The sequence below is a fragment of the Paenibacillus sp. BSR1-1 genome (genome assembly GCF_030403775.1).
Taxonomy (GTDB): domain Bacteria; phylum Bacillota; class Bacilli; order Bacillales; family Cytobacillaceae; genus Neobacillus.
The window spans coordinates 222,647-245,457 of the sequence record NZ_JAQMWQ010000001.1; the positions used below are offsets into that span (position 1 = coordinate 222,647).

At 40.0% G+C, this 22,811-nt stretch carries 23 protein-coding genes; 1 reads left to right on the top strand and 22 read right to left on the bottom strand.

Features of this window, described 5'->3' with window-relative positions; genetic code table 11:
* Positions 1-49 precede the first annotated feature (49 nt).
* From rnc to PH210_RS01100, 11 genes are all read right to left on the bottom strand, one after another.
* Positions 50-790 (bottom strand): ribonuclease III, encoded by a 741-nt coding sequence (gene rnc, locus PH210_RS01050; protein ID WP_289982299.1) that lies wholly within the window; start codon positions 788-790, stop codon positions 50-52.
* Positions 791-954: 164 nt separating this feature from the next.
* Entirely contained in the window at positions 955-1,188 is a 234-nt protein-coding gene (locus PH210_RS01055) for an acyl carrier protein (protein ID WP_223588553.1), read from the bottom strand.
* Between the two features lie 69 nt (positions 1,189-1,257).
* Complete coding sequence (fabG, locus tag PH210_RS01060; protein WP_289982300.1) at positions 1,258-2,001, bottom strand: 3-oxoacyl-[acyl-carrier-protein] reductase; 744 nt, start codon at positions 1,999-2,001, stop codon at positions 1,258-1,260.
* Positions 1,998-2,945, bottom strand: coding sequence for an ACP S-malonyltransferase (fabD, locus tag PH210_RS01065; protein ID WP_289982301.1), 948 nt, complete (start codon positions 2,943-2,945; stop codon positions 1,998-2,000). Before fabD ends, fabG begins: the two co-directional genes overlap by 4 nt.
* A 14-nt stretch (positions 2,946-2,959) precedes the next feature.
* The gene (gene plsX / locus PH210_RS01070) at positions 2,960-3,964 is read right to left on the bottom strand and encodes a phosphate acyltransferase PlsX (protein WP_289982302.1); all 1,005 of its coding nucleotides are present in this window, start codon (positions 3,962-3,964) and stop codon (positions 2,960-2,962) included.
* Between the two features lie 12 nt (positions 3,965-3,976).
* The gene (gene fapR / locus PH210_RS01075; protein ID WP_289982303.1) at positions 3,977-4,543 is read right to left on the bottom strand and encodes a transcription factor FapR; all 567 of its coding nucleotides are present in this window, start codon (positions 4,541-4,543) and stop codon (positions 3,977-3,979) included.
* Between the two features lie 141 nt (positions 4,544-4,684).
* The gene (recG, locus tag PH210_RS01080) at positions 4,685-6,733 is read right to left on the bottom strand and encodes an ATP-dependent DNA helicase RecG (protein WP_289982304.1); all 2,049 of its coding nucleotides are present in this window, start codon (positions 6,731-6,733) and stop codon (positions 4,685-4,687) included.
* A complete protein-coding gene (sdaAA, locus tag PH210_RS01085; protein WP_289982305.1) occupies positions 6,717-7,613 on the bottom strand; it encodes an L-serine ammonia-lyase, iron-sulfur-dependent, subunit alpha in 897 nt (298 codons plus the stop codon). The genes recG and sdaAA overlap by 17 nt, the downstream gene beginning before the upstream one ends.
* Positions 7,614-7,625: 12 nt before the next feature.
* Positions 7,626-8,288, bottom strand: a complete 663-nt coding sequence (sdaAB, locus tag PH210_RS01090) for an L-serine ammonia-lyase, iron-sulfur-dependent subunit beta (RefSeq protein WP_289982306.1) — start codon at positions 8,286-8,288, stop codon at positions 7,626-7,628.
* 115 nt (positions 8,289-8,403) lie between these two features.
* Positions 8,404-10,077 carry a DAK2 domain-containing protein gene (locus PH210_RS01095; RefSeq protein WP_289982307.1) on the bottom strand — a complete coding sequence of 558 codons (1,674 nt, stop codon included), beginning with the start codon at positions 10,075-10,077 and terminating at the stop codon, positions 8,404-8,406.
* A gap of 15 nt (positions 10,078-10,092) precedes the next feature.
* Positions 10,093-10,455, bottom strand: a complete 363-nt coding sequence (locus PH210_RS01100; RefSeq protein ID WP_289982308.1) for an Asp23/Gls24 family envelope stress response protein — start codon at positions 10,453-10,455, stop codon at positions 10,093-10,095.
* 224 nt (positions 10,456-10,679) lie between these two features.
* Here PH210_RS01100 and rpmB point away from each other — a divergent pair, with 224 nt between their 5' ends.
* Positions 10,680-10,868, top strand: coding sequence for a 50S ribosomal protein L28 (gene rpmB / locus PH210_RS01105; RefSeq protein ID WP_007087786.1), 189 nt, complete (start codon positions 10,680-10,682; stop codon positions 10,866-10,868).
* A 118-nt stretch (positions 10,869-10,986) separates the two neighbouring features.
* Here rpmB and spoVM read toward each other — a convergent pair whose 3' ends face one another.
* The 11 genes from spoVM to priA form a co-directional block, all read right to left on the bottom strand.
* Positions 10,987-11,070: a stage V sporulation protein SpoVM gene (gene spoVM, locus PH210_RS01110; protein ID WP_007087787.1), complete on the bottom strand. Its 84-nt coding sequence runs from the start codon at positions 11,068-11,070 to the stop codon at positions 10,987-10,989.
* A 106-nt stretch (positions 11,071-11,176) separates the two neighbouring features.
* Positions 11,177-11,824: a thiamine diphosphokinase gene (locus PH210_RS01115; RefSeq protein WP_289982309.1), complete on the bottom strand. Its 648-nt coding sequence runs from the start codon at positions 11,822-11,824 to the stop codon at positions 11,177-11,179.
* A 240-nt stretch (positions 11,825-12,064) separates the two neighbouring features.
* A complete protein-coding gene (gene rpe, locus PH210_RS01120; RefSeq protein WP_289982310.1) occupies positions 12,065-12,709 on the bottom strand; it encodes a ribulose-phosphate 3-epimerase in 645 nt (214 codons plus the stop codon).
* A 2-nt stretch (positions 12,710-12,711) separates the two neighbouring features.
* The gene (gene rsgA / locus PH210_RS01125; protein WP_289982311.1) at positions 12,712-13,593 is read right to left on the bottom strand and encodes a ribosome small subunit-dependent GTPase A; all 882 of its coding nucleotides are present in this window, start codon (positions 13,591-13,593) and stop codon (positions 12,712-12,714) included.
* A 98-nt stretch (positions 13,594-13,691) separates the two neighbouring features.
* Positions 13,692-15,671, bottom strand: coding sequence for a Stk1 family PASTA domain-containing Ser/Thr kinase (gene pknB / locus PH210_RS01130; protein WP_289982312.1), 1,980 nt, complete (start codon positions 15,669-15,671; stop codon positions 13,692-13,694).
* A 5-nt stretch (positions 15,672-15,676) separates the two neighbouring features.
* Positions 15,677-16,426 carry a Stp1/IreP family PP2C-type Ser/Thr phosphatase gene (locus tag PH210_RS01135; protein WP_289982313.1) on the bottom strand — a complete coding sequence of 250 codons (750 nt, stop codon included), beginning with the start codon at positions 16,424-16,426 and terminating at the stop codon, positions 15,677-15,679.
* A 6-nt stretch (positions 16,427-16,432) separates the two neighbouring features.
* On the bottom strand, positions 16,433-17,524 hold the full coding sequence (gene rlmN, locus PH210_RS01140) for a dual-specificity RNA methyltransferase RlmN (protein WP_289982314.1): 1,092 nt from the start codon (positions 17,522-17,524) through the stop codon (positions 16,433-16,435).
* A 29-nt stretch (positions 17,525-17,553) separates the two neighbouring features.
* Positions 17,554-18,915 carry a 16S rRNA (cytosine(967)-C(5))-methyltransferase RsmB gene (gene rsmB, locus PH210_RS01145; RefSeq protein ID WP_289982315.1) on the bottom strand — a complete coding sequence of 454 codons (1,362 nt, stop codon included), beginning with the start codon at positions 18,913-18,915 and terminating at the stop codon, positions 17,554-17,556.
* 1 nt (position 18,916) lies between these two features.
* The gene (fmt, locus tag PH210_RS01150) at positions 18,917-19,861 is read right to left on the bottom strand and encodes a methionyl-tRNA formyltransferase (protein ID WP_289982316.1); all 945 of its coding nucleotides are present in this window, start codon (positions 19,859-19,861) and stop codon (positions 18,917-18,919) included.
* A complete protein-coding gene (gene def / locus PH210_RS01155; RefSeq protein WP_289982317.1) occupies positions 19,858-20,343 on the bottom strand; it encodes a peptide deformylase in 486 nt (161 codons plus the stop codon). The genes fmt and def overlap by 4 nt, the downstream gene beginning before the upstream one ends.
* A gap of 55 nt (positions 20,344-20,398) precedes the next feature.
* Positions 20,399-22,810 carry a primosomal protein N' gene (priA, locus tag PH210_RS01160; RefSeq protein ID WP_289982318.1) on the bottom strand — a complete coding sequence of 804 codons (2,412 nt, stop codon included), beginning with the start codon at positions 22,808-22,810 and terminating at the stop codon, positions 20,399-20,401.
* Position 22,811: the final 1 nt, after the last annotated feature.

Genomic DNA, 22,811 nt, shown 5'->3' on the forward strand with positions numbered 1-22,811 from the left:
TTTCCTCCCTAAAATGCCCGGGATTACTCCTCTAAAACATTTGTCAAATCTAGGTTGTTTTCGTTTTCAGTACATCCAGCGCCATTTGGGCCGCATGCTGTTCCGCCTCTTTTTTGGACCTTCCCGTCCCTACCCCTAATTCATCGCCATTTAAGGAAACCTTTGATACAAATTCTTTATTGTGAGCAGGTCCTTTTTCTTGTAGAACACGATATTCAATTACTCCTGAACCATCTCTTTGAATGAGTTCCTGTAATTGGCTCTTAAAATCCATCACATGAGAAAAAGCACCAGCATTTATTTTTGGGAAAACAACTTTTTCAAGAAAATCTATAACTTTTTCAATTCCTTGGTCTAAATAAAGTGCGCCAATGAACGCTTCAAAAACATCAGCGAGAAGTGCCGGCCGCTCTCGTCCGCCCGTCATTTCTTCCCCTTTGCCGAGCAAAATTAATTTTCCAAATCCTAATTCATTCGCAAATGCTACGAGTGACGGCTCACATACAATGGCCGCTCTTAGTTTGGTTAATTCTCCTTCTGTCATCATGGAATATTTCTTAAAAAGGAATTGTGAAATTGTCAGTTCAAGTACAGCATCTCCCAAAAATTCGAGCCTTTCATTATCTTCAAAAGGCTTTCTGCGATGCTCATTCACATAGGATGAATGAGTAAAAGCTTGCTTTAATAATTTTTCATTTTCAAATTGAATTTCTATTATCTTTTGAAAATCTTTAAATTGACTTTCTTTTGCGCGATTGTTCATTTCATTTTCTTTCCCATTTCTGCGCATAAGTTCTCCACCTTGCATTTAATTTACACATGACTATAATAATGAGTTTAAAAAAATTTTGATAAAAACGCAAAGAAACTTGGCAGCACTAGTGGAACTGCCAAGTTCTATTCTACAGAATAAAGCCCCGTTTGAAAACGGAGCTTTGTGAATAATTCCAACGATTACTTCGTGCTATTTATGTAATTAACAGCATCACCAACAGTGCTGATTTTTTCAGCATCATCGTCAGAAATTTCCATATCGAACTCATCCTCTAATTCCATTACTAGTTCAACTACGTCAAGGGAATCAGCGCCAAGATCATCTTTAAATGAAGCTTCAAGCGTAACTTGAGACTCATCAACACCTAATCGGTCAACGATGATTTTTGTAACACGTTCTAATACCTCTGCCATGCTTGTTCACCTCCCCTCAAGCTATTATAGAGTATTTCTTTCAAATAATAAATGAAAGAATTATTATTTTTACATTACCATGCCGCCATCAACGTGGAATGTCTGCCCTGTGATATAGGATGAGTCATCAGAAGCAAGGAATACCGTGATTTTTGCGATATCTTTCGGCTCACCTAATCTTGCCAAAGGAATCTGTTTTAGCATTTCGGTTTTTACTTCTTCTGACAATTTGTCTGTCATATCAGTTGTGATAAATCCTGGGGCAATCGCGTTAACGGTAATATTTCGTGTCGCAAGCTCTTTGGCTGTCGTTTTCGTTAAACCAATGACACCCGCTTTGGCAGCTACATAGTTTGCCTGACCTGGGTTTCCACTTACGCCGACAATCGAAGCAATATTGATAATACGGCCTACTCTTTGTTTCATCATTTGTCTCGTTACTGCCTTCGTTACTAAGAAGACACCTTTAAGGTTGATATTAATGACATCATCCCATTCTTCTTCTTTCATTCTCATTAATAAATTATCTTTTGTAATTCCAGCATTATTAACAAGAATATCAAGCTTCCCAAAACGATCAATGGTCGCTTTCACCATTTCTGCTACTTCTTCTGTGTTTGAGACATCGCATCTTACCGAAAAAGCATCTTGGCCAAGTGCTTTGATTTCATCCACAACTTCATTCGCTTTTGCCTCACTACCAGCAAAATTAACAGCGACATTGGCTCCCTGCCTTGCTAGTTCAAGCGCAATTTCCCTGCCAATTCCTCTTGATGCACCAGTTACAAGGGCTGCTTTACCTGTTAAATTCATAACTTTACCTCCTTTAATGCGTCGATAACGGACTGACAGGTTTCCTCATCAGAAACAGAATAGGTTTTAACGCCGCGATTAATTTTTTTGATTAAGCCAGACAGCACTTTACCCGGTCCAATTTCGATAAAGGTATCCACACCTAACTCGATCATTTTCTCAACCGAATCTTCCCATAATACTGGAGAATAAAGCTGCTCTATTAATTTTTCCTTTATTTCAGCAGAGTCGCTCATTACGTCTGCAGAAACATTAGCTACGACTGGAATTTCTGCATTTTTCATATTCAGACTGTCTAAGACAGCACGTAATTCACTGGAAGCAGGCTTCATTAGAGAAGAATGGAACGGTCCGCTTACTTCAAGCGGAATAACGCGTTTTGCTCCGGCCTCCTTCGCTTTTTCGCCGGCAAGCTCAACACCTTTTGACGAACCGGAAATGACGATTTGCCCTGGGCAGTTAAGATTGGCAAGGGAAACAGGAAAACCTGAATCATCCACTGCTTTTGTCACTTCAGCAAGTTTTTCGCGGTCTAACCCAAGAACAGCAGCCATTGTTCCTTCACCATTTGGAACTGCCTTTTCCATATACTCTCCTCGTTTACGGACAGCATAAACACCTTCCTCAAATGTTAAGGCGCCCGCAGCAACAAGGGCCGTATATTCTCCTAAGCTGTGGCCAGCAACAAAATCTGCTTGAATCCCTGATTTTTGAAAGAAATTTAACAGTGCAATACTCGTTGTTAATAAAGCGGGCTGAGCATTTGTTGTTTTCGTCAGCTCCTCTTGGGGACCTTCAAAAATGAGGCTGCTTAGGCTGCTTTGTAATCTTTCATCTGCCTTATTAAAATAATCCATCACTTCTTGATGCTCATTTGCAAGCTTCTGACCCATCCCAACGACTTGTGACCCCTGTCCGGGAAATACAAATGCAATTTTACTCATCTTAACACTCCTTACTAGAGTTCAATTTTGGAAGTATTCATTTTTTCTACTGTTTTTTGAATTTGTGCGATGACATCTTTTTCGACCATTTCCCGTGTTTGCCGAACGGCGCTGAAAATGGACTGAGCATTAGAGGAACCATGAGCTTTAATGACTGGAGCCTTTAAACCAAATAGGGCCGCTCCTCCATACTCCGAATAGTCCAATTTATTTTTCAATGTCATTAAGTTTGGCTTTAATACAGCTGCAGCTAATTTACTTGTAAAACTGCTCATTAAGGCTGTTTTTAACATTTTAAACATCGATAGGGCTGTACCTTCAATGGTTTTTAACACCATATTCCCAGTAAAACCGTCGGTCACCACGACATCGGCAACACCATCAAGTAAATCCCGCGCCTCCACATTGCCGACAAAATTTAAATTTGTATTTTTTAAAAGGTCAAATGAACTCCTTGTCAATTCATTTCCCTTTTTTTCTTCTGTTCCAATATTCAAAAGCCCTACTCTAGGGTTTGTAATGCCCCTTACCTTTTCACTATAAATCGAACCCATGATGGCATTTTGCAATAAATGTTCTGGTTTAGCATCGGCATTTGCCCCAACATCAAGCAGGAGAAAACCTTCGCCGCCGATTGTAGGAAGAGTTGGAGCCAAGGCAGGACGATCAATTCCTTCAATTCTTCCAACAACGAACAAACCTGCAGCCATAAGTGCACCCGTATTTCCTGCTGAAATACAAGCATCAGCATCACCGTCAGTCACTAACTGTGCAGCAAGGACCATGGAGGCATTTTTTTTGCGTCGAACCGCCCTAACGGGTTCATCAGTTCCGAGAATAACTTCGGTTGTATGTAATATGGAAATTCTGTCATGGTTTGTTAATGTTTCTTTAATTTTATTTTCATCGCCGACAAGGGTAATATGTATATCAGGATAGCTATTTACAGCCTTCATCGCCCCTAAGACAATTTCTTTTGGAGCATGGTCGCCGCCCATAGCATCGATTGATAGTTTCATTGGTCTCATCCTTTAATGATTTTTCGAACGGTACATTTCAAAGTTTCCGGTAAATACCAGTTCATTATTCACAAAACTAGTCACTTCGACATATGTTCTGAGAGCATTTTCATCGATTTTGATCACTCTTGCTTTGGCAATCACTCGTTCATTCAATTTTACCGATCGATTAAAATGAATATTTGCTTTTGCAGTCAAAGCCAGTTCATCATTTATTAAAGCTACCGCTAATGAATTTGCCTGGGCAAAAACATGATGTCCACGAGCAATTTTATTTCGCTGAAAAACATGTTCTTCTTTCACATCAAAAATGGAAATCGCGCTTTGATCTAATTCAATATCGATAATTTCACCAATGACTTCTTCAATAGGCAGGGAGCGGACTTCATCGTCAAATCTTTTTTCAGCTACTGTTTTAATCCGTTCACGAAGCTCCGGAATGGATAATTCCAACCGATCCAGACGAATTGTTTGCACACTTACTTGAAATTTTTCAGCAAGTTCCTCGTCTGTAATAAAAGGATTATCATTAATGGTTGAGATTAACAATTGTTGGCGCTCTTTTTTGGTTCTTCGCATAATTTTCCACACCGTCCGAAATCTTATGACTAGGTACTAAGAGTAGTATAAAATTTAAAAAAGCAGATTGCAAGGATAAGTTTTCTTCCTTGCTCTCTGCCTTTTATCATTAACATTACATTTTTCAAGAGAAATTATTTATTAATCTAATTTTTCTCCTTCTAAAACCCCTGACAATTCAAGACGTTTTCTTAAGTATTCGTATTCATCTGAAGTCCAAAAGCTTTTCGACTGAATCAGCGTTGCAGCATCATTTCTTGCTGTTTCAAGGGCGCGGTAATCATGAACCATATCTGCCACCTTGAATTCCGGAACGCCACTTTGTTTTCTGCCAAAAAAATCTCCTGGACCTCTTAGTTCTAAATCCTTTTCACTTAGAACAAAGCCATCGTTCGTCTCTGTCATAATCCGCATTCTCTCTTGGCCAACTTCTGATTTAGGACTCGCCAGCAGGATACAATATGATTGATCGCTTCCCCGGCCGACACGGCCGCGCAATTGGTGAAGCTGTGAAAGGCCAAATCTTTCCGCATCATATATAACCATCATCGTTGCATTCGGTACATTAACCCCCACTTCCACCACCGTTGTCGATACTAGGATTTGGACTTCATTTGCACTGAACGCTTTCATGACTGAATCCTTTTCATCCGAACTCAATCGCCCATGCATTAGACCCACTTTATACCGATTTTGAAAATAGTGGCTTAAAGTGGTATGCACATCAATCGCATTTTGCACATCAAGCTTTTCCGATTCTTCAATAAGCGGGCAAATTACATACGCCTGGTGCCCTTTCACTAATTCTTTTTCTACAAATCCGAGAACACGTTCCAGCATTTCAGGTTTTGCCCAGTAAGTTTCAATTGTTTTTCTGCCCGCTGGCATCTCGTCAATGATACTGACATCCATTTCTCCAAATACCGTGATCGCCAATGTCCGGGGAATTGGCGTCGCAGTCATAAATAAGACGTCAGGGTTTTCGCCTTTTTCCCGTAATACCCGTCGCTGCTCAACACCGAAGCGATGCTGCTCATCGGTTATCACGAATCCTAATCTTTGAAAAGATACTTCGTCCTGAATCAAGGCATGTGTACCAATTAAAATATCAATTTTTCCTGCAGCTAATTCCTGAAGAATCTCTTTTCTCCGCTTTCCCTTTACTGAACTAGTCAAAAGCTCGCACCTAATTTCAAAGGGCTCAAGCAGATTTTTTAAAGATTCTGCATGCTGCTCCGCTAAGATTTCAGTCGGAACCATTAAAGCCCCTTGGAATCCAGCTGTTACACTTGCATAAAGACCTATGGCCGCAACGACCGTTTTTCCTGAGCCAACATCTCCTTGAAGTAAACGGTTCATCCGATAAGGAGATTTCAGGTCCTTGATGATATCATTAACCACTCGTTTTTGGGCATTCGTCAGTGGAAAAGGAAGTTCTTTTATAAATTCCTTCAATTTGTTTATATCATAATCTTGAACAATACCAGGTGAATGCTCTCGTTCAAACTTTCTTAACGCTTGCATTTTTAATTGAAATAAGAGAAATTCCTCATAAACAAAACGGCGTCTGGCCTGTTTGACTTCTTCCGGATTAGAAGGAAAATGCATGGCTTTTATCGCATCTCTTCTGGTTAAGAGCCGATATTTTTGGATAAAAGAAACTGGCAATGTTTCCTCCACCTGGCCTCCGTATTGTTGAAAGGCTAAGCTAATAAATTTACGAATCCCTTTTGTTGTTAATTTTCCTCTTAATGAATAAACAGGTTCATAATCATTGTGTTTGGCATTAGGTCCTGCCTGCATTTCGCTTGCTGTAATGGTTTGCCTATGAGCATCCCATTTACCAGTTACGGTTATCGTTTCGTTCATGACAATTTTATTTTTTAAATAAGGCTGGTTAAAAAAAACTACTTTAATCAGATAGGAACCTACGAAGAGCCGAATCGTCAGCTTTGACTTTTTTCTGCCATAATAGTTAAGAGAAGGCTCGCTATGAACCTTCCCTTCGACTGTAACTTTCTCATCATGCTGTACTTCTGTCAGTTCTTTTAGTGAATAATCTTCATAACGATATGGAAAATATTCCAATAAATCATTAATTGAAAAGATTTTCATTTCCGAAAAAATTTCAGCCGTTTCCTCACCAATACCCTTTAAGACAGTGATTGATTGGTTAAGATTTGGATTCATTATTAACAAGCGGTATCCCAAAGATTTTTGCTTCTAAAGCTCTACCTGTTGGTGTAGCCGCCAACCCTCCCTGAGCTGTTTCTCTTAGTGCTGATGGCATTGATTGACCAATTTTGAACATCGCGTCAATTACTTCATCACAAGGGATACGACTTGTAATTCCTGCCAGCGCCATATCTGCTGCAACCATTGCGTTGGCAGCCCCCATCGCATTTCGCTTTACACAAGGGACCTCTACAAGTCCGGCAACCGGGTCACATACTAATCCCAGCATGTTTTTTAACGTAATAGCCATTGCCTCTGCACATTGCTGTGGTGTCCCACCGGCCATTTCAACAATTGCTGCTGCTGCCATCCCCGCTGCTGAACCTACTTCGGCTTGACAGCCTCCAGCAGCACCGGAAATCGATGCATTGTTCGCAACTACAAAACCGAAGGCACCGGATGTAAATAAAAACGATATCATTTGCTCTCTTGTTGGGTTCAGCTTTTTCTTGACAGCGAACAAGGTACCAGGAACCACTCCTGCTGAGCCAGCAGTTGGTGTGGCACAAATCGTTCCCATTGCTGCGTTTACTTCATTCGTTGCAACCGCTTTACTAACAGCATCAAGAATAGTTTCCCCCGTTAAAAAGTTGCCTTTTTCTATATATTTCTGCAGAAGTACCGCATCACCGCCCGTTAACCCGGAATGAGAGGTAACACCCTTTAACCCTCTTTCAACAGCTTCTTCCATAACGGTAAGATTCCGATCCATCAGGGCAAGCACTTCTTCTCTAGACCTGCCGGTAACGGCTACTTCTTGCTCGATCATGATTTCTGAGATTTTTTTATTTTGACTGTTTGCCATTTCTATTAATTCAGCGACATTTCGAAACATAACTTTCCCCCCTTAGTCAACAATTTTAGTCACTTTTAATATATTAGGAAGCTCTTCAAGCTCGATTAGGATATTATCATTAATATTTTGGTCTACTTCGATTGTCATAAGCGCAAGCTTTCCTTGCTCTTTACGGGACACTTCCATGTGGCCAATATTAATTTCGTATTTTGCCAAAATATTGGCTACGCTTGCAATTGCACCAAAACGATCGTTATGAACAACTAAAATGGCTGGATGATTTCCTGACAGTTTAAGTTCAAAACCGTTCAGCTCAGTTACTTCTATTTTGCCGCCGCCAATAGAAATCCCTACTAATTCCAGTTCGCCATTATGATCGCCGATAATGATTCTTGCTGTGTTTGGGTGATCAGTAACAGCATCTTCTTCAATAAACCGGAGTTTAATGCCTTTTTCCTTGGCTATATCAATAGCATTAATAATCCTTACATCGTCCGTTTCAAAATCTAATAAACCGCCAACGATGGCAACGTCTGTACCATGACCTTTATACGTTTTTGCAAACGAGCCATATAAAGATATATTGGCCCATTTTGGCTCCCTGCCAAATAGGCTTCTGGCTACTCTTCCAATTCTTGCTGCTCCGGCTGTATGGGAACTAGAAGGACCGATCATGACAGGCCCAATAATATCAAATACGCTTCTATATTTCATAAGAATTCTCTCCCTTAGCGTAATTCTCTCTAATAAATTATATTCAAAACATATTTTCTTGTCTCATATGCACAAAAAAAGAAGGGATAACCCCTTCTTCTATTTTATCTGTTCATTATTCAATTGAAAAGATAAAAGAATATAATGGTTGTTGGCCATTATGGATTTCTATTTCAATATCACCATAATTTTCTTCTACAAACTGTGTTAAGGAATTTACTTCATCTTCCGAAACGTCTTCTCCATAAATAACAGTTAAAATTTCTGAATCTTCATCTAACATTTTAGAAAGAAGATCTTCAGCCGCTTTTCCTTTGTCCTTGTTTTTTACAACAATTTTCCCTTCGGCAATACCCATGAAATCATCTTTCTCAATTTCTAACCCATCAATTTGGGTATCGCGAACAGCAAAGGTAATTTGACCTGTCTTGACATGCTGAAGCGCATCCTTCATAGATGCTTCATTTGCCTCTACTTCAGCAGAAGGATTGAACGCAAGAAGCGCCGAAAGCCCTTGCGGTACCGTTTTGGAAGGTATCACATAAATCTCTTCTTCGGATACTTCACGTGCTTGCTCAGCCGCCATAATAATATTCTTATTATTCGGTAAAATAAATACCTTTTTAGCATTTACTTGTTTGACAGCCTTAACAATATCCTCCGTACTTGGATTCATTGTCTGCCCGCCTTCAATCACAGCATGCGCTCCTATGCTTTTAAACAAATCGGCAATTCCAGATCCCATAGATACCGTTACAATTCCATATTCTTTCTGATCTTGCGCCCGTTCAGCAACTAAAGGAGTATGTGTTTCGCCAACAATATTGGAATGCTGCTGGCGCATGTTTTCAATCTTCATATTGATTAAATTGCCGTATCGCTGTCCGTATGTTAAAACCTCACCAGGCTGTTCGGAGTGAATATGCACTTTGACAACATCTTCGTCCGCAATAACTAATAATGAGTCACCGTACTTGCTTAAATCATTACGGAATTCGCCTTCATTAAATGGGTTTTTGGCTGTCTTAGCAGTTTCAAACCTAACCATAAATTCTGTACAATACCCAAATTCAATATCCTCAGTATTGATATGACCTTGAACGCTTTTATGGTGCTCTGCACTGACTAGTTCATTCATGGTTGGCATAGCACTTGGTGAATCTGGAAGTTTTTCACCTTTTAATTCGGCTAGGAATCCCTCATATACGAAAACAAGACCTTGTCCGCCGCTGTCAACCACACCAACTTCCTTTAAGACAGGAAGTAACTCTGGAGTGCGTTTTAGTGAAGCTCTTGCTTCTTTTAAAACCTCTTCCATAATTACAATGATATCATTTGATGTTTGTGCAGCTTGAACTCCCTTTTTGGCGGAATCCTTTGCAACTGTTAAGATGGTCCCTTCTACTGGCTTCATAACAGCTTTATAGGCAGTTTCTACTCCGGCTTCGAGTGCAGTAGCGAAATCTTTCCCTGAGATGGCAGATTTACTTTCTACGGCTTTTGAAAAACCGCGGAATAGCTGGGAAAGAATTACGCCGGAATTTCCTCGCGCTCCCATCAGCAAACCTTTGGAAAGAGCAGCGCCCACCTTTCCTATATGTTCCTGAACATTGTTTTTTACTTCTTTTGCCCCGGAGGTCATTGATAAATTCATGTTTGTTCCGGTATCACCATCGGGCACTGGAAAAACGTTTAAGGCATCGACCATTTTAGCATTTGCAGACAAATGGTTGGCACCCTGGATCACCATTTCGGCAAAACGTTTTCCATCTAATGCTGTTATTGACACAAAACTTCCTCCTCACTACGAGTTCGTCACACGAACTCCTTGAACGTAAATATTTACCGAGTCAACGGCAAGTCCAACTGTCTTATCGAGGGTGTATTTAACCTTTGATTGCACGTTGTGGGCAATTTCGGAAATTTTCGTTCCATAGCTGACAATAATGTACATTTCAATATGTAATGCCTCATTTTCCTGGCGGACAATAACGCCCCGGGTAAAATTTTCTTTACGTAAGATTTCTGTAATTCCATCTTTAATTTGGTTTTTAGAGGCCATACCTACGATTCCATAGCATTCGATTGCCGCTCCTCCGGCAATGGTAGCGATTACTTCATTTGAAATATCAATTTGTCCGTACTTTGTTTTTAATTCAATGGACATGAATCGTTCCCCCTTTGGAAAATTGCTCCTTGACTACAGTCATTTTACTATAGTCGGCACAATATGGAAAGTCATACTTACATGTCAAGGTTTTTTTCTTGAAAGGTTTATATACAAGTATTGCAATCACCAACGTTGTATGTTAAATTATTAAGGTATCTCAAGCAGATGAAAATCAGTATATTGCTGTATAAAGCTTTTGGTAGTTAAGGAGGGAAATCATAATGCCACGTAAATGTGTAGTAACTGGAAAGAAAACAACTACTGGTAACGCACGTTCTCACGCTATGAACGCTAACAAGCGTACATGGGGTGCTAACCTACAAAAAGTACGTATTCTTGTTGATGGGAAGCCAAAGCGTGTTTGGGTTTCTGCAAGAGCGTTAAGATCAGGTAAAGTTGAACGCGTTTAATAAGAGTTATAAAGACCAGAGCATCCATTAAACGGATGCTCTTTCTTTTTAAGTATTTCCCACAGGACAAAATAAAAAGCACCCAAATTTAAACGGGTGCCATAACAAATTCCATTTTCTATTCGTTTTTCTTAAATGCACCAATCATCGCCCGGACAAGTCCGCCTAAAAATCTCGGCAGTTTAATCGTATAAAATTTCATACTGTCCCTCCTCACCAATCTCCCGCTTCTTATACATCTCAACTTTTTTCGTACGCCCTTACATACTATTCAAACGGACGAAAACAGTACCAAATTGTAAGACCTATTAATCATGGCTTCTTATCACTATTAATATGCCTTCGGAAAATGAAAAAGTACCATAATCACTAATAAGTTCATTACTAATACATAGTGTAGAGCCGAGAGAAATATGCTGATTTTTCAAAGGAAATTTGAAGCCCTCTAGTGTGATTCCGCTGACATTAAGCGTTAGTGGAACAAAAGAAATATATTTTTCAGCTTTCATTTTATTTATTGTATAAGTCCCCGGTTCTTTTAAAAATAACAGGTTATTTCGATCAATTAAACAGATATCTGCTGCCTTTTTTGCTCGTAGAGGATTTAGTAAAAGCTGTACATTTGCAAATAAATGATCAAGTCGTCCGCCCGTTGCACCAAATATACGAATTTTTTCTGAATTCTGTTCTAATGCCCAATTCAGCGCGAGTTCCATATCAGTTTCATCTTTTTCAGGTTTAAAGCGTTTTAATTCTTCAACTTTGCGTTCAATAAACTGTAATTCCTCTGGAGAAACAGAATCAAAATCTCCAAAAGCAATGACTGGACTTATATTCCTATTTAATAAGTGAAAAACACCGCGATCCACTCCGACCCATAGCGTGTTTTTCCCCTCATACTCTTTCAAATTAGGAAGAAGGTCTTCAGGACCTCCTGCCAGAATATTGATAATCATCATGAAAACCCCTTTTGTTAAACTAAGTTGTTGATTTGCGCTCCAGGCGCTTTGCTTTCCGCGGGCGTGCCGGGGAGCCTCCTCGGCGCTATAGCGCCTGCGGGGTCTCCCCTGCCCCGTACTCCCGCAGGAGTCTTCGCGCCGTCCGCTCCAATCAACTGTGTAAAAAATCATCAATGTCCTTTACTAAGCCTAACAATAAGCAAAAAGCCGAGCTGTAATGAGCCGGCTTATCTTTCTTTATCCTCTTATTGATGAAATGGCTTTTGCGTAATCATTTTCATTGTAAATGGCGGAGCCTGCCACTAATACATTGGCCCCTGCTTCAATACATTGCTTCGCGGTTTCCGGATTTACACCGCCATCGATTTCAATCTCAATGTTTAAACCTTTTTGCTCTGCCATTTCTTTCACTTTTCTTATTTTTGGAAGGACCTCTGGAATGAATTTTTGTCCTCCAAACCCCGGATTAACAGACATTAACAAAACCATATCAATATCCCCAATGATATGTTGTATGGTTTCAACTGGTGTCGCTGGATTTAAGACCACCCCTGCCTTTACACCAAACGATTTAATCGCTTGGAGGGTTCTGTGCAAATGACGGCAAGCTTCCACATGGACCGTAATATAATCTGCTCCTGCCTTGGCAAAAGCCTCAATATACTGATCAGGATTCTCAATCATTAAATGTACATCAAGCGGCAGTTTTGTAATAGGACGAATGGCCTCAACAATGAGCGGTCCAATCGTAATATTCGGAACAAATTGGCCATCCATTACATCAACATGTATGTAGTCTGCTCCACCTTTTTCAACAGCTAAAATTTCTTCCCCCAATTTTGAAAAATCGGCTGAAAGAATGGAAGGTGCTATTTTCACCATGGTTAGTACCTCGGCTTTCTATCTTTTATTTCTTGGAGGAAATCAACATAATGTTCATAGCGATATGCTGGAATTTCCCCTGATTCTACAGCCTGTTTCACACCGCATTTAGGTTCGCTGATATGGAGGCAGCCGCGAAATTTACAATTTTCGCTCTTCTGCAGCAATTCTGGAAAACAGGCAGTTAAGTCTTCCGCCTCAATATTAGTGAATTCTAATGAGCTAAATCCAGGAGTATCGGCAACAAGACCCTCGCCAATTTCAATTAGCTCAACATGCCTTGTGGTATGCTTTCCTCTTCCTAAATGTGATGAAATATCATTTGTTTTTAGCTCCAGGTCAGGTCTAAGAACATTTAGTAAAGAGGACTTCCCCACACCGGATTGACCCGCAAAAACAGAAATTTTATGATTAAGATGCGGATTCAATTGTTCAATTCCTGACTCTGTTTCCGATGAAGTAAGAATGACTTCATATCCGGCCGATTGATATTGCTGCGCATATTCCATAATCAATTTGTTTTGCTCGCTGTTTGTCAGGTCCATCTTAGTAATACAAATGAGTGGCTCAATATGATTAAATTCAACTAATACCAGAAATCGATCTAAAAGCACGGTGCTGAAGTCAGGCTCTACAGCTGAAAAAACAAGAATGGCCTGATCAACGTTCGCAATCGGAGGTCGGACTAATTCATTTTTCCGTTCTTTTACTTCAAGAATATAGCCTTCCAATTCGTTTTCTGCTTGAAAAACAACCTCATCCCCAACCAGAGGGGTGACTTTATTCTTTCTGAATACCCCTCTGCCCCGGCATTGAATTAATTCTTCATTATGAAGAACATAGTAAAATCCACTTAATGCTTTGACAATTTTCCCTTCAGGCATAGACACACCCCTTGCCCTTAAACTTCAAACGGATGACTTCTATTAAAATTTTTACGAGTGTTACCATTTTTATTCAAAATGTAAAGCCATCCATTATCTTATTCTGTATCATCATAGCTTATCGTTTCATCCGCGATAACCTGCAAATCTCGCATAACTTTATAGCCGGCCTTTTTTCCGTATGGAATTAACAATTTAATTTGTTTTTTCGTCGTCTGTGTAATGGTGAATTTTTCAGCCGGCTCTGTCATACTATGCGTCATATCCTCTATATAGATTATGACCTCTTGTTTTTGGCCTGGCTCACCAGGTAAAGGCGGTTCATATTCGATGGTAATTTCTTTAATTACTTCTTTTGGCGGCTTCTGCTCTTTTCCTTTTGAAATCACAACCGAAACCTTGTCACCTTTTTTCAATCCTGTTCCCTCTGCGGGTGATTGCGAAATGACCATACCTGCCGGAATATTTTCATCATATTTTTCTTGTGAGGCATCTAATACCAGCCCTACTAATGATGCATAGTCCTGTGCACCCTTTAAATTATATTGGGTTAAGTCCTTTAAGACAATTTTTTCCGGTCCCTTACTGACCTCAAATTCTAATTCAGTATCTTCTGGAACCACTTTTGTACCTCCAGGTGGGTTCTGGCTTAAAATGGTACCTGGTTCACTATCGTCGGTTTTCTCCACTTTATTTATAGCTTTAAAATTCTCCTGCTCTAATAAACGGACCACATCATCATATTGACGGTCAACATAATCGGAAAGATCGTATTTTTCTTTTCCAGAGCTAATGTATATAGTAATCCCTGCATTTTCCTTAACTGTAGTCCCAGCCTCAGGGTCGGTTTTAATTACTTTCCCTTTTTTAACATCCTCATCTGGTATTTCAATTTGGTCGGTGACCTCGAGTCCTTTTAATTTTAGCTTGGAAATTGCATCATCTACATTCATTCTGCTTACATCCGGAACTTTGACGTCCTTTGCAGATAATAAATCAGGTAAAAATGTAAAAGTTAATATTCCTAGAATGGCCAGAATAAGAAAAGTAGATATTAAAATTATCGGCCACTTTTTCCGTTTTTTACTTGTTTTCTTTTCTTTATTTGCAGCACTTTCTTGTTTAATCGCCTGCTTTTCATTGCTGTGCACTAATGTTTCATCAAGGTTTTTTAAAGGCTTATCATTCGTGATAACTGGAATTGCTTTAGTTGCCTCGTCATCAACCGGTATAGAAAATTTAGGTTCATCCATCCTCTCAGAGTCGAGAGCTGTTCGCAGGTCCTCCTCCATTTCATCAACCGTATTATAGCGATGGAATGAATCTTTGGCCGTTGCCTTAAGGACAATATTTTCGACACTTTGCGGAATTTTTGGGTTCCATCTTCTTACAGAGGGAGTTTCTGATTGCAGATGCTTCAAAGCAATCGAAACGGCGGATTCTCCTGAAAATGGAAGCCGGCCTGTCAATAGCTCAAACATGACAATCCCCAATGAATAAATATCTGATTTTCGATTGGCCATTCCTCCGCGGGCTTGCTCAGGTGATAAATAATGGACAGAACCCAGAACAGAATTTGTCTGCGTGATACTTGTTGCACTAAGCGCCATTGCGATACCAAAATCAGTAATTTTCACGTATCCCTCTCGGTCAATTAAAATATTTTGAGGCTTTATATCGCGATGGATAATTTGATTTTGATGTGCATGGGAAATGGCAGATGTTAATTGCATCATTATGTCTAGCGCTTCTTCTACTCGAAGTGGTGATTGCTGCTGTATGTATTGTTTTAAGGTTTGCCCATTTACATATTCCATAACAATATAATATAGGGAATCCTCTTCACCAACATCGTAAATGCTAACTATATTCGGGTGAGCAAGACTAGTAGCTGATTGAGCCTCTCTATGAAAGCGTTTAATAAATTCCTCATCATTTACAAAATCAAGCCGAAGCATTTTTACGGCAACATCTCTATCTAAAATCATATCATGTGCTAGATATACATTTGCCATACCGCCTCCGCCAATCATTTCGAGGATTTTATAGCGGCCGCTTATTCTTTTCCCAATGATCATTTTCATCACCCTCTTTCATTTTCAATATTAAACTCTAGAATGATTAGGGTAATGTTGTCTTCTCCTCCATTATCATTAGCCATGACAATGAGTGATTGTGCTTTTTGTTCAAGCGTAGTTTGATTCTGAAGAATTTGAACCATTTCTGTGTCACTTACTTTATTGGATAACCCATCTGAACAAATAAGCAGATAGTCTCCTTCCTCGAACATAATGGTTTTAATATCAATCTTCACATCTTGTTCAGTTCCTAACGCTCGTAATATCCAATTTTTCCTTGGATGATGCTCCGCATCCTCTTTTGAAATTTGACCTGTACGGACTAATTCATTGACCCATGTATGGTCATCCGTTAGCTGTTGGAATCCGGAATCATTTAAAATGTAACAACGAGAATCGCCCACATGGGCAATAGATGTAAAATTGTCTGTCGCAATCACCGCTTCAATCGTTGTACCCATTCCTTCACATTCCTCATTGCGCCTGGCGTGTTCATACACCAATCGATTAACCTCACGAATATTGGACTTCAACCATTCTTCAGCTTGATCAGCAGTATTTAACCCTTGAGACTGCTCCCATTTTTCCTGTAAGTATGTCACTGTCATTTTACTTGCAACATCACCGGCACGGTGACCGCCCATGCCATCTGCTACAATGGCTAGGCGATGTCCGTCCCGATTGACAAAGGTTCCACCATTATCCTCATTATTTTGGCGAACTTTTCCTTGATCCGTTTTAAAAACAGCCTTCACATTCTGTCACCTCGTCTCTTCCTTCCGCTCCTTTGCACGAAGTTGTCCACATGCTGCATCAATATCATGACCGTGCTCTCGGCGAATTGTCACATTAATTCCACGTTTTTTTAGGGTTTTTTCAAATGCAAAAATTTTGTCTTTAGGTGTACGGACATAATCTCTTTCAGGTACATAATTTACCGGTATCAGATTCACATGGCATTTAATCCCTTTTAATAGGTCTGCTAATTCCTCAGCATGCTCTTCCCCGTCATTTACACCGCCAAATAGACCATATTCAAAGCTTATGCGCCGTCCAGTCTTATCGATATAATACCGTACTGCTTTCATTAAGTCATCAAGTTTATAGGCTTTGTTGATCGGCATCAGCCTTGATCTTAGTTCAGTATTTGGAGCGTGAAGTGAAATGGCGAAATTGATTTGCATATTTTCATCAGCAAATTGATAAATCTTCGGAATGATTCCGCTAGTCGAGACGGTAATATGGCGGGCGCCGATATTCAGCCCTTTATCATGATTAATAATTTTTAAAAATGAAAGCATATTATCGTAGTTATCAAACGGCTCCCCAATTCCCATAATAACAACAGAGCTTACACGCTCCTCCGTTTCATCAAGAGCTTGCTGGACTTTGACCACTTGCGCAACAATTTCTCCCGCCTCAAGGTGTCTTTTCAATCCACCTAGGGTTGAAGCGCAGAAGGTACAGCCAATTCTGCAGCCAACCTGCGTTGTGACACACACCGAGTTTCCATAATCATGGCGCATGAGCACGGTTTCGATTGAATAGCCATCGTGAAGCTCGAAAAGAAACTTAATTGTTCCATCGGATGAAGTTTGTTGGATGACTGTCTTTAATGGTGTAAGTTGAAAATGGCTTGATAGTTTATCACGGAGGCCTTTAGAAACATTACTCATATCCTCAAAAGAGGTAATTCTTTTTTTATAAAGCCAATCAAAAATCTGCTCAGCACGAAAAGGCTTTTCACCATTCTCCGACAGCCATTCCTTTAATTCATGAAGCTCCAATGAATAAATAGAGCGTAGCTTTTCTTCTATTGTTGTGTTTGTCTCAGTTGTGTTCAATTGTTCCAACACTTACCCCTTCTTTCTATTGTTTAGCTTCAGCGCCTAGGGGCTTCAGCTTTTCTTAAAACTGCAATATAAAATCCATCAGACCCAAAATCCTGAGGGAAAATTTGTAAATCAAAGCCGGTAATCAACGGCTGAACGGCTTCAGGCATCCTATCTTTAAAAGAAAGATCCCCTTCAAATTCTGGATTATTTTCTAAAAATGTTTTGACTGTATTTTCATTTTCTTCTCTATCAACGGTGCATGTACTATATACCAGAATGCCGCCTTTTTTCAATAACGGAGCAACGGATGTTAACAGGTTTTGTTGAATGGTACTTAATCGTTCTAAATCCTTTTCGGTTTTCGTATATTTCATATCTGGTTTTCTTCTCATTACCCCAAGGCCAGAACAAGGAGCATCAAGAAGAATTCGATGGAAAGATTCATTGTTAAACTTTTCTTGTATATGTCTTGAATCAGAGACATTTGTTTTTATATTTGATAACCCTAAACGTCGGGCATTATCATTAATTAATTTAACCTTGTGCTGGTGAAGATCAACGGAAATCACTTCACCAGTATTATTTAATTTTTCAGCAATATGCGTGCTTTTTCCTCCAGGAGCTGCACATGCATCAAGGACATATTCTCCTTCTGATGCACCAAGTGCATAGGTCGCAAGCATTGAGCTCTCGTCTTGAATCGTAAACATTCCATATTTAAAGGCAATGGTAGAAGCTAAGTTTCCCTTTAATGATCTTATCGCCTCAGGAATGATTGGGCTTTTTTCAATTTGAAACCCATCTTCCTCAAGCAGCGAAACACATTCATCTCTAGAAATCTTTGTAAGATTAACCCGTGCTGTTTGCATCGGAGCTGTTAAGTTAATTTCACACATTTCTTTTGTTTTATCATACCCAAATTGATTCACCCATCTATTTACAAGCCAAAGTGGGTGGCTGGTCTCGAGTGAAAGACGTTCAATTGGATCAGCCACTTCACTTAATGCAGGGATTCCTTCTCTTTGAATACTGCGGAGCACTCCGTTTACCAGACTGGCTATTCCTTTATGCCCGCGTTTTTTAGCAATTTCTACTGCTTCAAATATGGCGGCCCTGTCAGGTATTTTATCAAGATAAACCATTTGATAAAGAGTCATTCTGAGTAAATGATGAATCCAATCCGCTAATTTCTTGTTATCTTTGACAAATGGCTTTAAATAGTAATCCAGAGCCATTTTCCTTTGCAACGTTCCATATGTCAATTCAGTTAGTAATCCGACATCTTTTGGAGATAATTCGTTTTTTTCAATGGTGGTATTTAGCAGCAAATTGCTATATGAATGGTTTTTCTCAATGGTTGTCAAAAGATCCATTGCGGTTTCGCGAACATTGTTTTTCTTTGATGTCATGTTAATCTCCCAGTAGGCTGCCTAGTGTAATTTTTGAGCCTGCTCCTCTTAAAAATTGTTCACTCATCATTTTCGTTTTTCCGGAAGGCTGAAGTTCAAGGATTTTAATAGAGGTATCATTCCCAGTACTCACTGTAATGCCATCTGATTCTAGTTTTACAATGGTTCCAGGCACTTGGCTCTTTAAACCTAAAACCTTTTCGGCACGCCAAATTTTTAATATTTGTCCGTCCATCGTCGTAAAAGCAACAGGCCAAGGGTTTAATCCGCGGATATGATTGTATATATCTTCCCCGGTTTTCCCCCAGTCAATCTTTTCCTGTTCCCGTTTAATATTAGCAGCGAAGGTCGCTTCTCCATCATTTTGCGGAATTGGTGTGAGTTTTCCATTCAATAATAACGGTAATGTTTCTGAGAGCAGCTTTGCTCCCGCCTTACTTAACTTATCATGGAGCGTACCAACATTATCATCTTCCGCAATAGGCACTTCTACTGACGTTAAAATATCTCCTGCATCTAATTTCTCCACCATATACATGATGGTTATTCCTGTTTTCTTTTTCCCTTGCATAATCGCATAGTGGATAGGCGCTCCGCCTCGCAATTCTGGTAGAAGGGAAGCATGAACATTAATACAGCCATGAGCAGGGGCTTCTAACAGCTTCTTTGGCAGAATTTGGCCAAAGGCAGCCGTGACAATTAAATCTGGGTTTAGTGAGAGGATCTTTTGAAGCTCTTCTTCCTGACGGATTTTTTCCGGCTGAAAGACGGGAATCCCTTGTTTTAAGGCTTCCACCTTTACTGGAGGAGGTGTTAAAACTTTTTTTCTTCCTACCGGCCGATCTGGCTGGGTCACAACACCAATTACTTCATACCCATCCGCAAGTATTTGTCTAAGTACCGGAACGGAAAAATCAGGTGTCCCCATAAAAACAATTTTGGTCATTCACTTTCTACTCCTTTTAACTCATCTTCCTCAAGGTATCTTGATACTTTTGTGGTGAATAATATCCCGTCAAGATGGTCGATTTCATGCTGAATAGCTCTAGCAAGAAACTCCTCTGCTTCTAGCGTGTATTGTCTCCCCTTACGATCAAGAGCTTCTATTTTCACATAATTTGGTCTGGTAACTTCTCCATATAATCCTGGAAAGCTTAAACAACCTTCTGGCCCTGTTTGCTCTCCTGATGTAGATAGAATCCGAGGATTTATCATTTCGATGGTTCCTGACTCATCATCAATATCAACAATTGCAATTCTAGCATTTAAGCCTATTTGCGGGGCAGCAAGTCCAACCCCATCATATTCAATCATCGTGTCGTACATATCATCAAGCACTTTCGCTAACTTTCGGTCAAACTTGTCTATTTCTTGGCATTTTTGCTCGAGAATGTCGGCAGGATGAGTCACAATTTTTCTTATTGCCAAAGCTTTTCCTCCATTATTTATCATGGGTATGGTTTTTATTTTATTTTCGCCACTATTACATTAAGATAAACGGGTTTACGTCAATCGAAACCTGAAGCCCTTTTGCTGCATCCTTTTGATGCTGGTCAAGAATGATCTTTAATGCCGAATTTAGGTTCGGTTCCCGCTTGTATTTTATCAGACATTGATAGCGATATCTATTATTTATCCTTGGTATGGGCGATGCTGCTGGCCCAAGTACAACTGCTTCGCTTGAAACCTGTGAGCGGACATAGTTCACAATCTTTTCAGTCGCTGTTACAACTGTCATAAGCTGCTCATGACTGACAGTGATCAATGACAGATAATAAAAGGGCGGATAATGATGCAATTTTCGTATCATCATCTCACGTTGGTAAAAAAGGTCATAGTCTTGCTTACCGGCAAGTTCAATACTGTAATGATCAGGCGTATAGGTCTGAATTATTACCTCACCAGGCAATTGGTGCCGGCCAGCCCTTCCGCTGACTTGTGTTAACAATTGGAATGTTTTTTCCGAGGACCTAAAATCCGGCAAATGGAGCATCGTATCGGCGGAAAGAACCCCTACGAGTGTTATATTAGGAAAATCTAAACCTTTGGCAATCATTTGGGTCCCTAGTAAAATATCAGCCTTCCCATCCTGAAAATCCTTTAATAACCGTTCATGTGACCCCTTTTTCCCAGTTGTATCTACATCCATGCGAATGACCTTTGCTTCAGGTAATATTTTCCCCAGCTCATCCTCCACCTTTTGTGTCCCCGTTCCAAAATAGCGGATATACTCACTTGAGCACTCGGGACAAACCTTCGGAACATAGGTTTCGTAACCACAGTAATGACATTTCATTTGCCCGCCGGCACGATGGTAGGTAAGGGAGATGTCACAGTTTGGACAATTTACCACATATCCGCAATCCCTGCACATTACGAAAGAGGAATGTCCGCGTTTATTTAAAAATAAAACAGACTGCTGTTTTTTCTCAATCCGGTCTTTTAACATCTCAAAAAGCTTTCTAGAAAACATTGACCGATTCCCTGAGCGAAGCTCTTCCCGCATATCAATGATCTCAACAGAAGGAAGCGTCTGCTTATTCATCCGAGATGGAAGCGTTAAAAGCTGGTACACTTTTTTTTGCGACCTGGCAAACGATTCAAGAGATGGAGTAGCACTTCCTAACACGACTGGACAGTTATAGGTCTTTGCCCTTTGGATTGCCACTTCCTTTGCATGATAACGCGGCATTTCCTCTTGTTTATAGCTCGTTTCATGCTCTTCATCAATAATGATGATGCCAAGATTTTCAAATGGGGCAAAAATGGCTGACCTGGCACCCACTACCACCTTTACTTCTTTACGCTGAATTTTTCGCCATTCATCATATTTTTCCCCGGCAGACAACCCGCTGTGCAGTACTGCAACTAAATCGCCAAATCTTCCTTTAAACCGATTTACCATTTGCGGTGTGAGAGATATTTCCGGGACAAGAACAATTGCTTCCTGACCTTTTTCAATTACCTGTTGAATCGATTGAAGGTATATTTCTGTCTTGCCGCTTCCTGTTACACCATAAAGTAAAAATACCTCATGACTATTTGTTTCGATAGCATTCAGAACCGGTGCAATAGCCTTCGCTTGATCCTCTGTTAATGGCAAGGGTTGGGTCCGTTCAAAAGTTCGATTTTCATAAGGGTCGCGATAAACCTCCATCTCACTCTCAGTCAGCAGCTTTTTATCAATCAAGGCCTTAACAGTTGCGGATGAGATGTTAAGCTCTGCAATAAGTTGACTTAATTCGATTGTCTTATTCTGCTCTAGAAAAAAGGCCAGAACTTTTTTTTGTTTTTCTGCATTTCCGGGCAAACGGTCCATTTCTTCTTTTAACCTATCAGATGGAACAAGCGGCTGAACATATCTTACTTTTTTTTTCTTGACCCTTTCCTTAACCTCATAAATAACCTCGAGATGCCCCTTTGCTGATTCCCGTTGAAGAGGTGAAACGATTCCACTTTTTAATGCTTCTTCCCAATTCAGCATTCCATTATGTTGAAAATAAGAGTGAAGCCCTTCAGGTAAATCTGATATTACAGCACCCGGCGCGAGCTTTACCTTTTTTTCATATTTTGCTTTTAATGCCGCTGGCAGCATGGCCTGGTAGGCAAATATTTTAAAGCATAGGGTATTTTCCGTTAACCAGTTTCCAAGCTCTAATAATTCTTGATTTAAAACGGGCTTAAGGTCCATAGGCTCAATGATTTCCCGGAGCTGATTAAATTCTGACTCAGCTTTTATTTCCGTAACAAAACCTTGAATATTCCTTGGTCCAAATGGAACAACGACTCTCATCCCAGGCTGGATTGTTGCCCTCCATCGCTCTGGGATCAGATAATCGAAGGCTCTATCCGTTTGTTTAGTTGGCACATCAACGATTACAGCAGCAATTTCCATT

Bases quoted from the DNA above. Each gene is read 5' to 3' on its own strand.
- PH210_RS01100 (WP_289982308.1), bottom strand. From the start codon at position 10,455: ATGTCCATTGAATTAAAAACAAAGTACGGACAAATTGATATTTCAAAT.
- sdaAB (WP_289982306.1), bottom strand. From the start codon at position 8,288: ATGAAATATAGAAGCGTATTTGATATTATTGGGCCTGTCATGATCGGT.
- spoVM (WP_007087787.1), bottom strand. From the start codon at position 11,070: ATGAAATTTTATACGATTAAACTGCCGAGATTTTTAGGCGGACTTGTC.
- fabG (WP_289982300.1), bottom strand. From the start codon at position 2,001: ATGAATTTAACAGGTAAAGCAGCCCTTGTAACTGGTGCATCAAGAGGA.
- pknB (WP_289982312.1), bottom strand. From the start codon at position 15,671: ATGATCATTGGGAAAAGAATAAGCGGCCGCTATAAAATCCTCGAAATG.
- rpe (WP_289982310.1), bottom strand. From the start codon at position 12,709: ATGGTGAAAATAGCACCTTCCATTCTTTCAGCCGATTTTTCAAAATTG.
- recG (WP_289982304.1), bottom strand. From the start codon at position 6,733: ATGAATCCAAATCTTAACCAATCAATCACTGTCTTAAAGGGTATTGGT.
- PH210_RS01115 (WP_289982309.1), bottom strand. From the start codon at position 11,824: ATGATTATCAATATTCTGGCAGGAGGTCCTGAAGACCTTCTTCCTAAT.
- priA (WP_289982318.1), bottom strand. From the start codon at position 22,810: ATGGAAATTGCTGCTGTAATCGTTGATGTGCCAACTAAACAAACGGAT.
- PH210_RS01055 (WP_223588553.1), bottom strand. From the start codon at position 1,188: ATGGCAGAGGTATTAGAACGTGTTACAAAAATCATCGTTGACCGATTA.
- fabD (WP_289982301.1), bottom strand. From the start codon at position 2,945: ATGAGTAAAATTGCATTTGTATTTCCCGGACAGGGGTCACAAGTCGTT.
- rsmB (WP_289982315.1), bottom strand. From the start codon at position 18,915: ATGACATCAAAGAAAAACAATGTTCGCGAAACCGCAATGGATCTTTTG.
- sdaAA (WP_289982305.1), bottom strand. From the start codon at position 7,613: ATGTTTCGAAATGTCGCTGAATTAATAGAAATGGCAAACAGTCAAAAT.
- fmt (WP_289982316.1), bottom strand. From the start codon at position 19,861: ATGACCAAAATTGTTTTTATGGGGACACCTGATTTTTCCGTTCCGGTA.
- fapR (WP_289982303.1), bottom strand. From the start codon at position 4,543: ATGCGAAGAACCAAAAAAGAGCGCCAACAATTGTTAATCTCAACCATT.
- plsX (WP_289982302.1), bottom strand. From the start codon at position 3,964: ATGAAACTATCAATCGATGCTATGGGCGGCGACCATGCTCCAAAAGAA.
- rpmB (WP_007087786.1), top strand. From the start codon at position 10,680: ATGCCACGTAAATGTGTAGTAACTGGAAAGAAAACAACTACTGGTAAC.
- rsgA (WP_289982311.1), bottom strand. From the start codon at position 13,593: ATGCCTGAAGGGAAAATTGTCAAAGCATTAAGTGGATTTTACTATGTT.
- rnc (WP_289982299.1), bottom strand. From the start codon at position 790: ATGCGCAGAAATGGGAAAGAAAATGAAATGAACAATCGCGCAAAAGAA.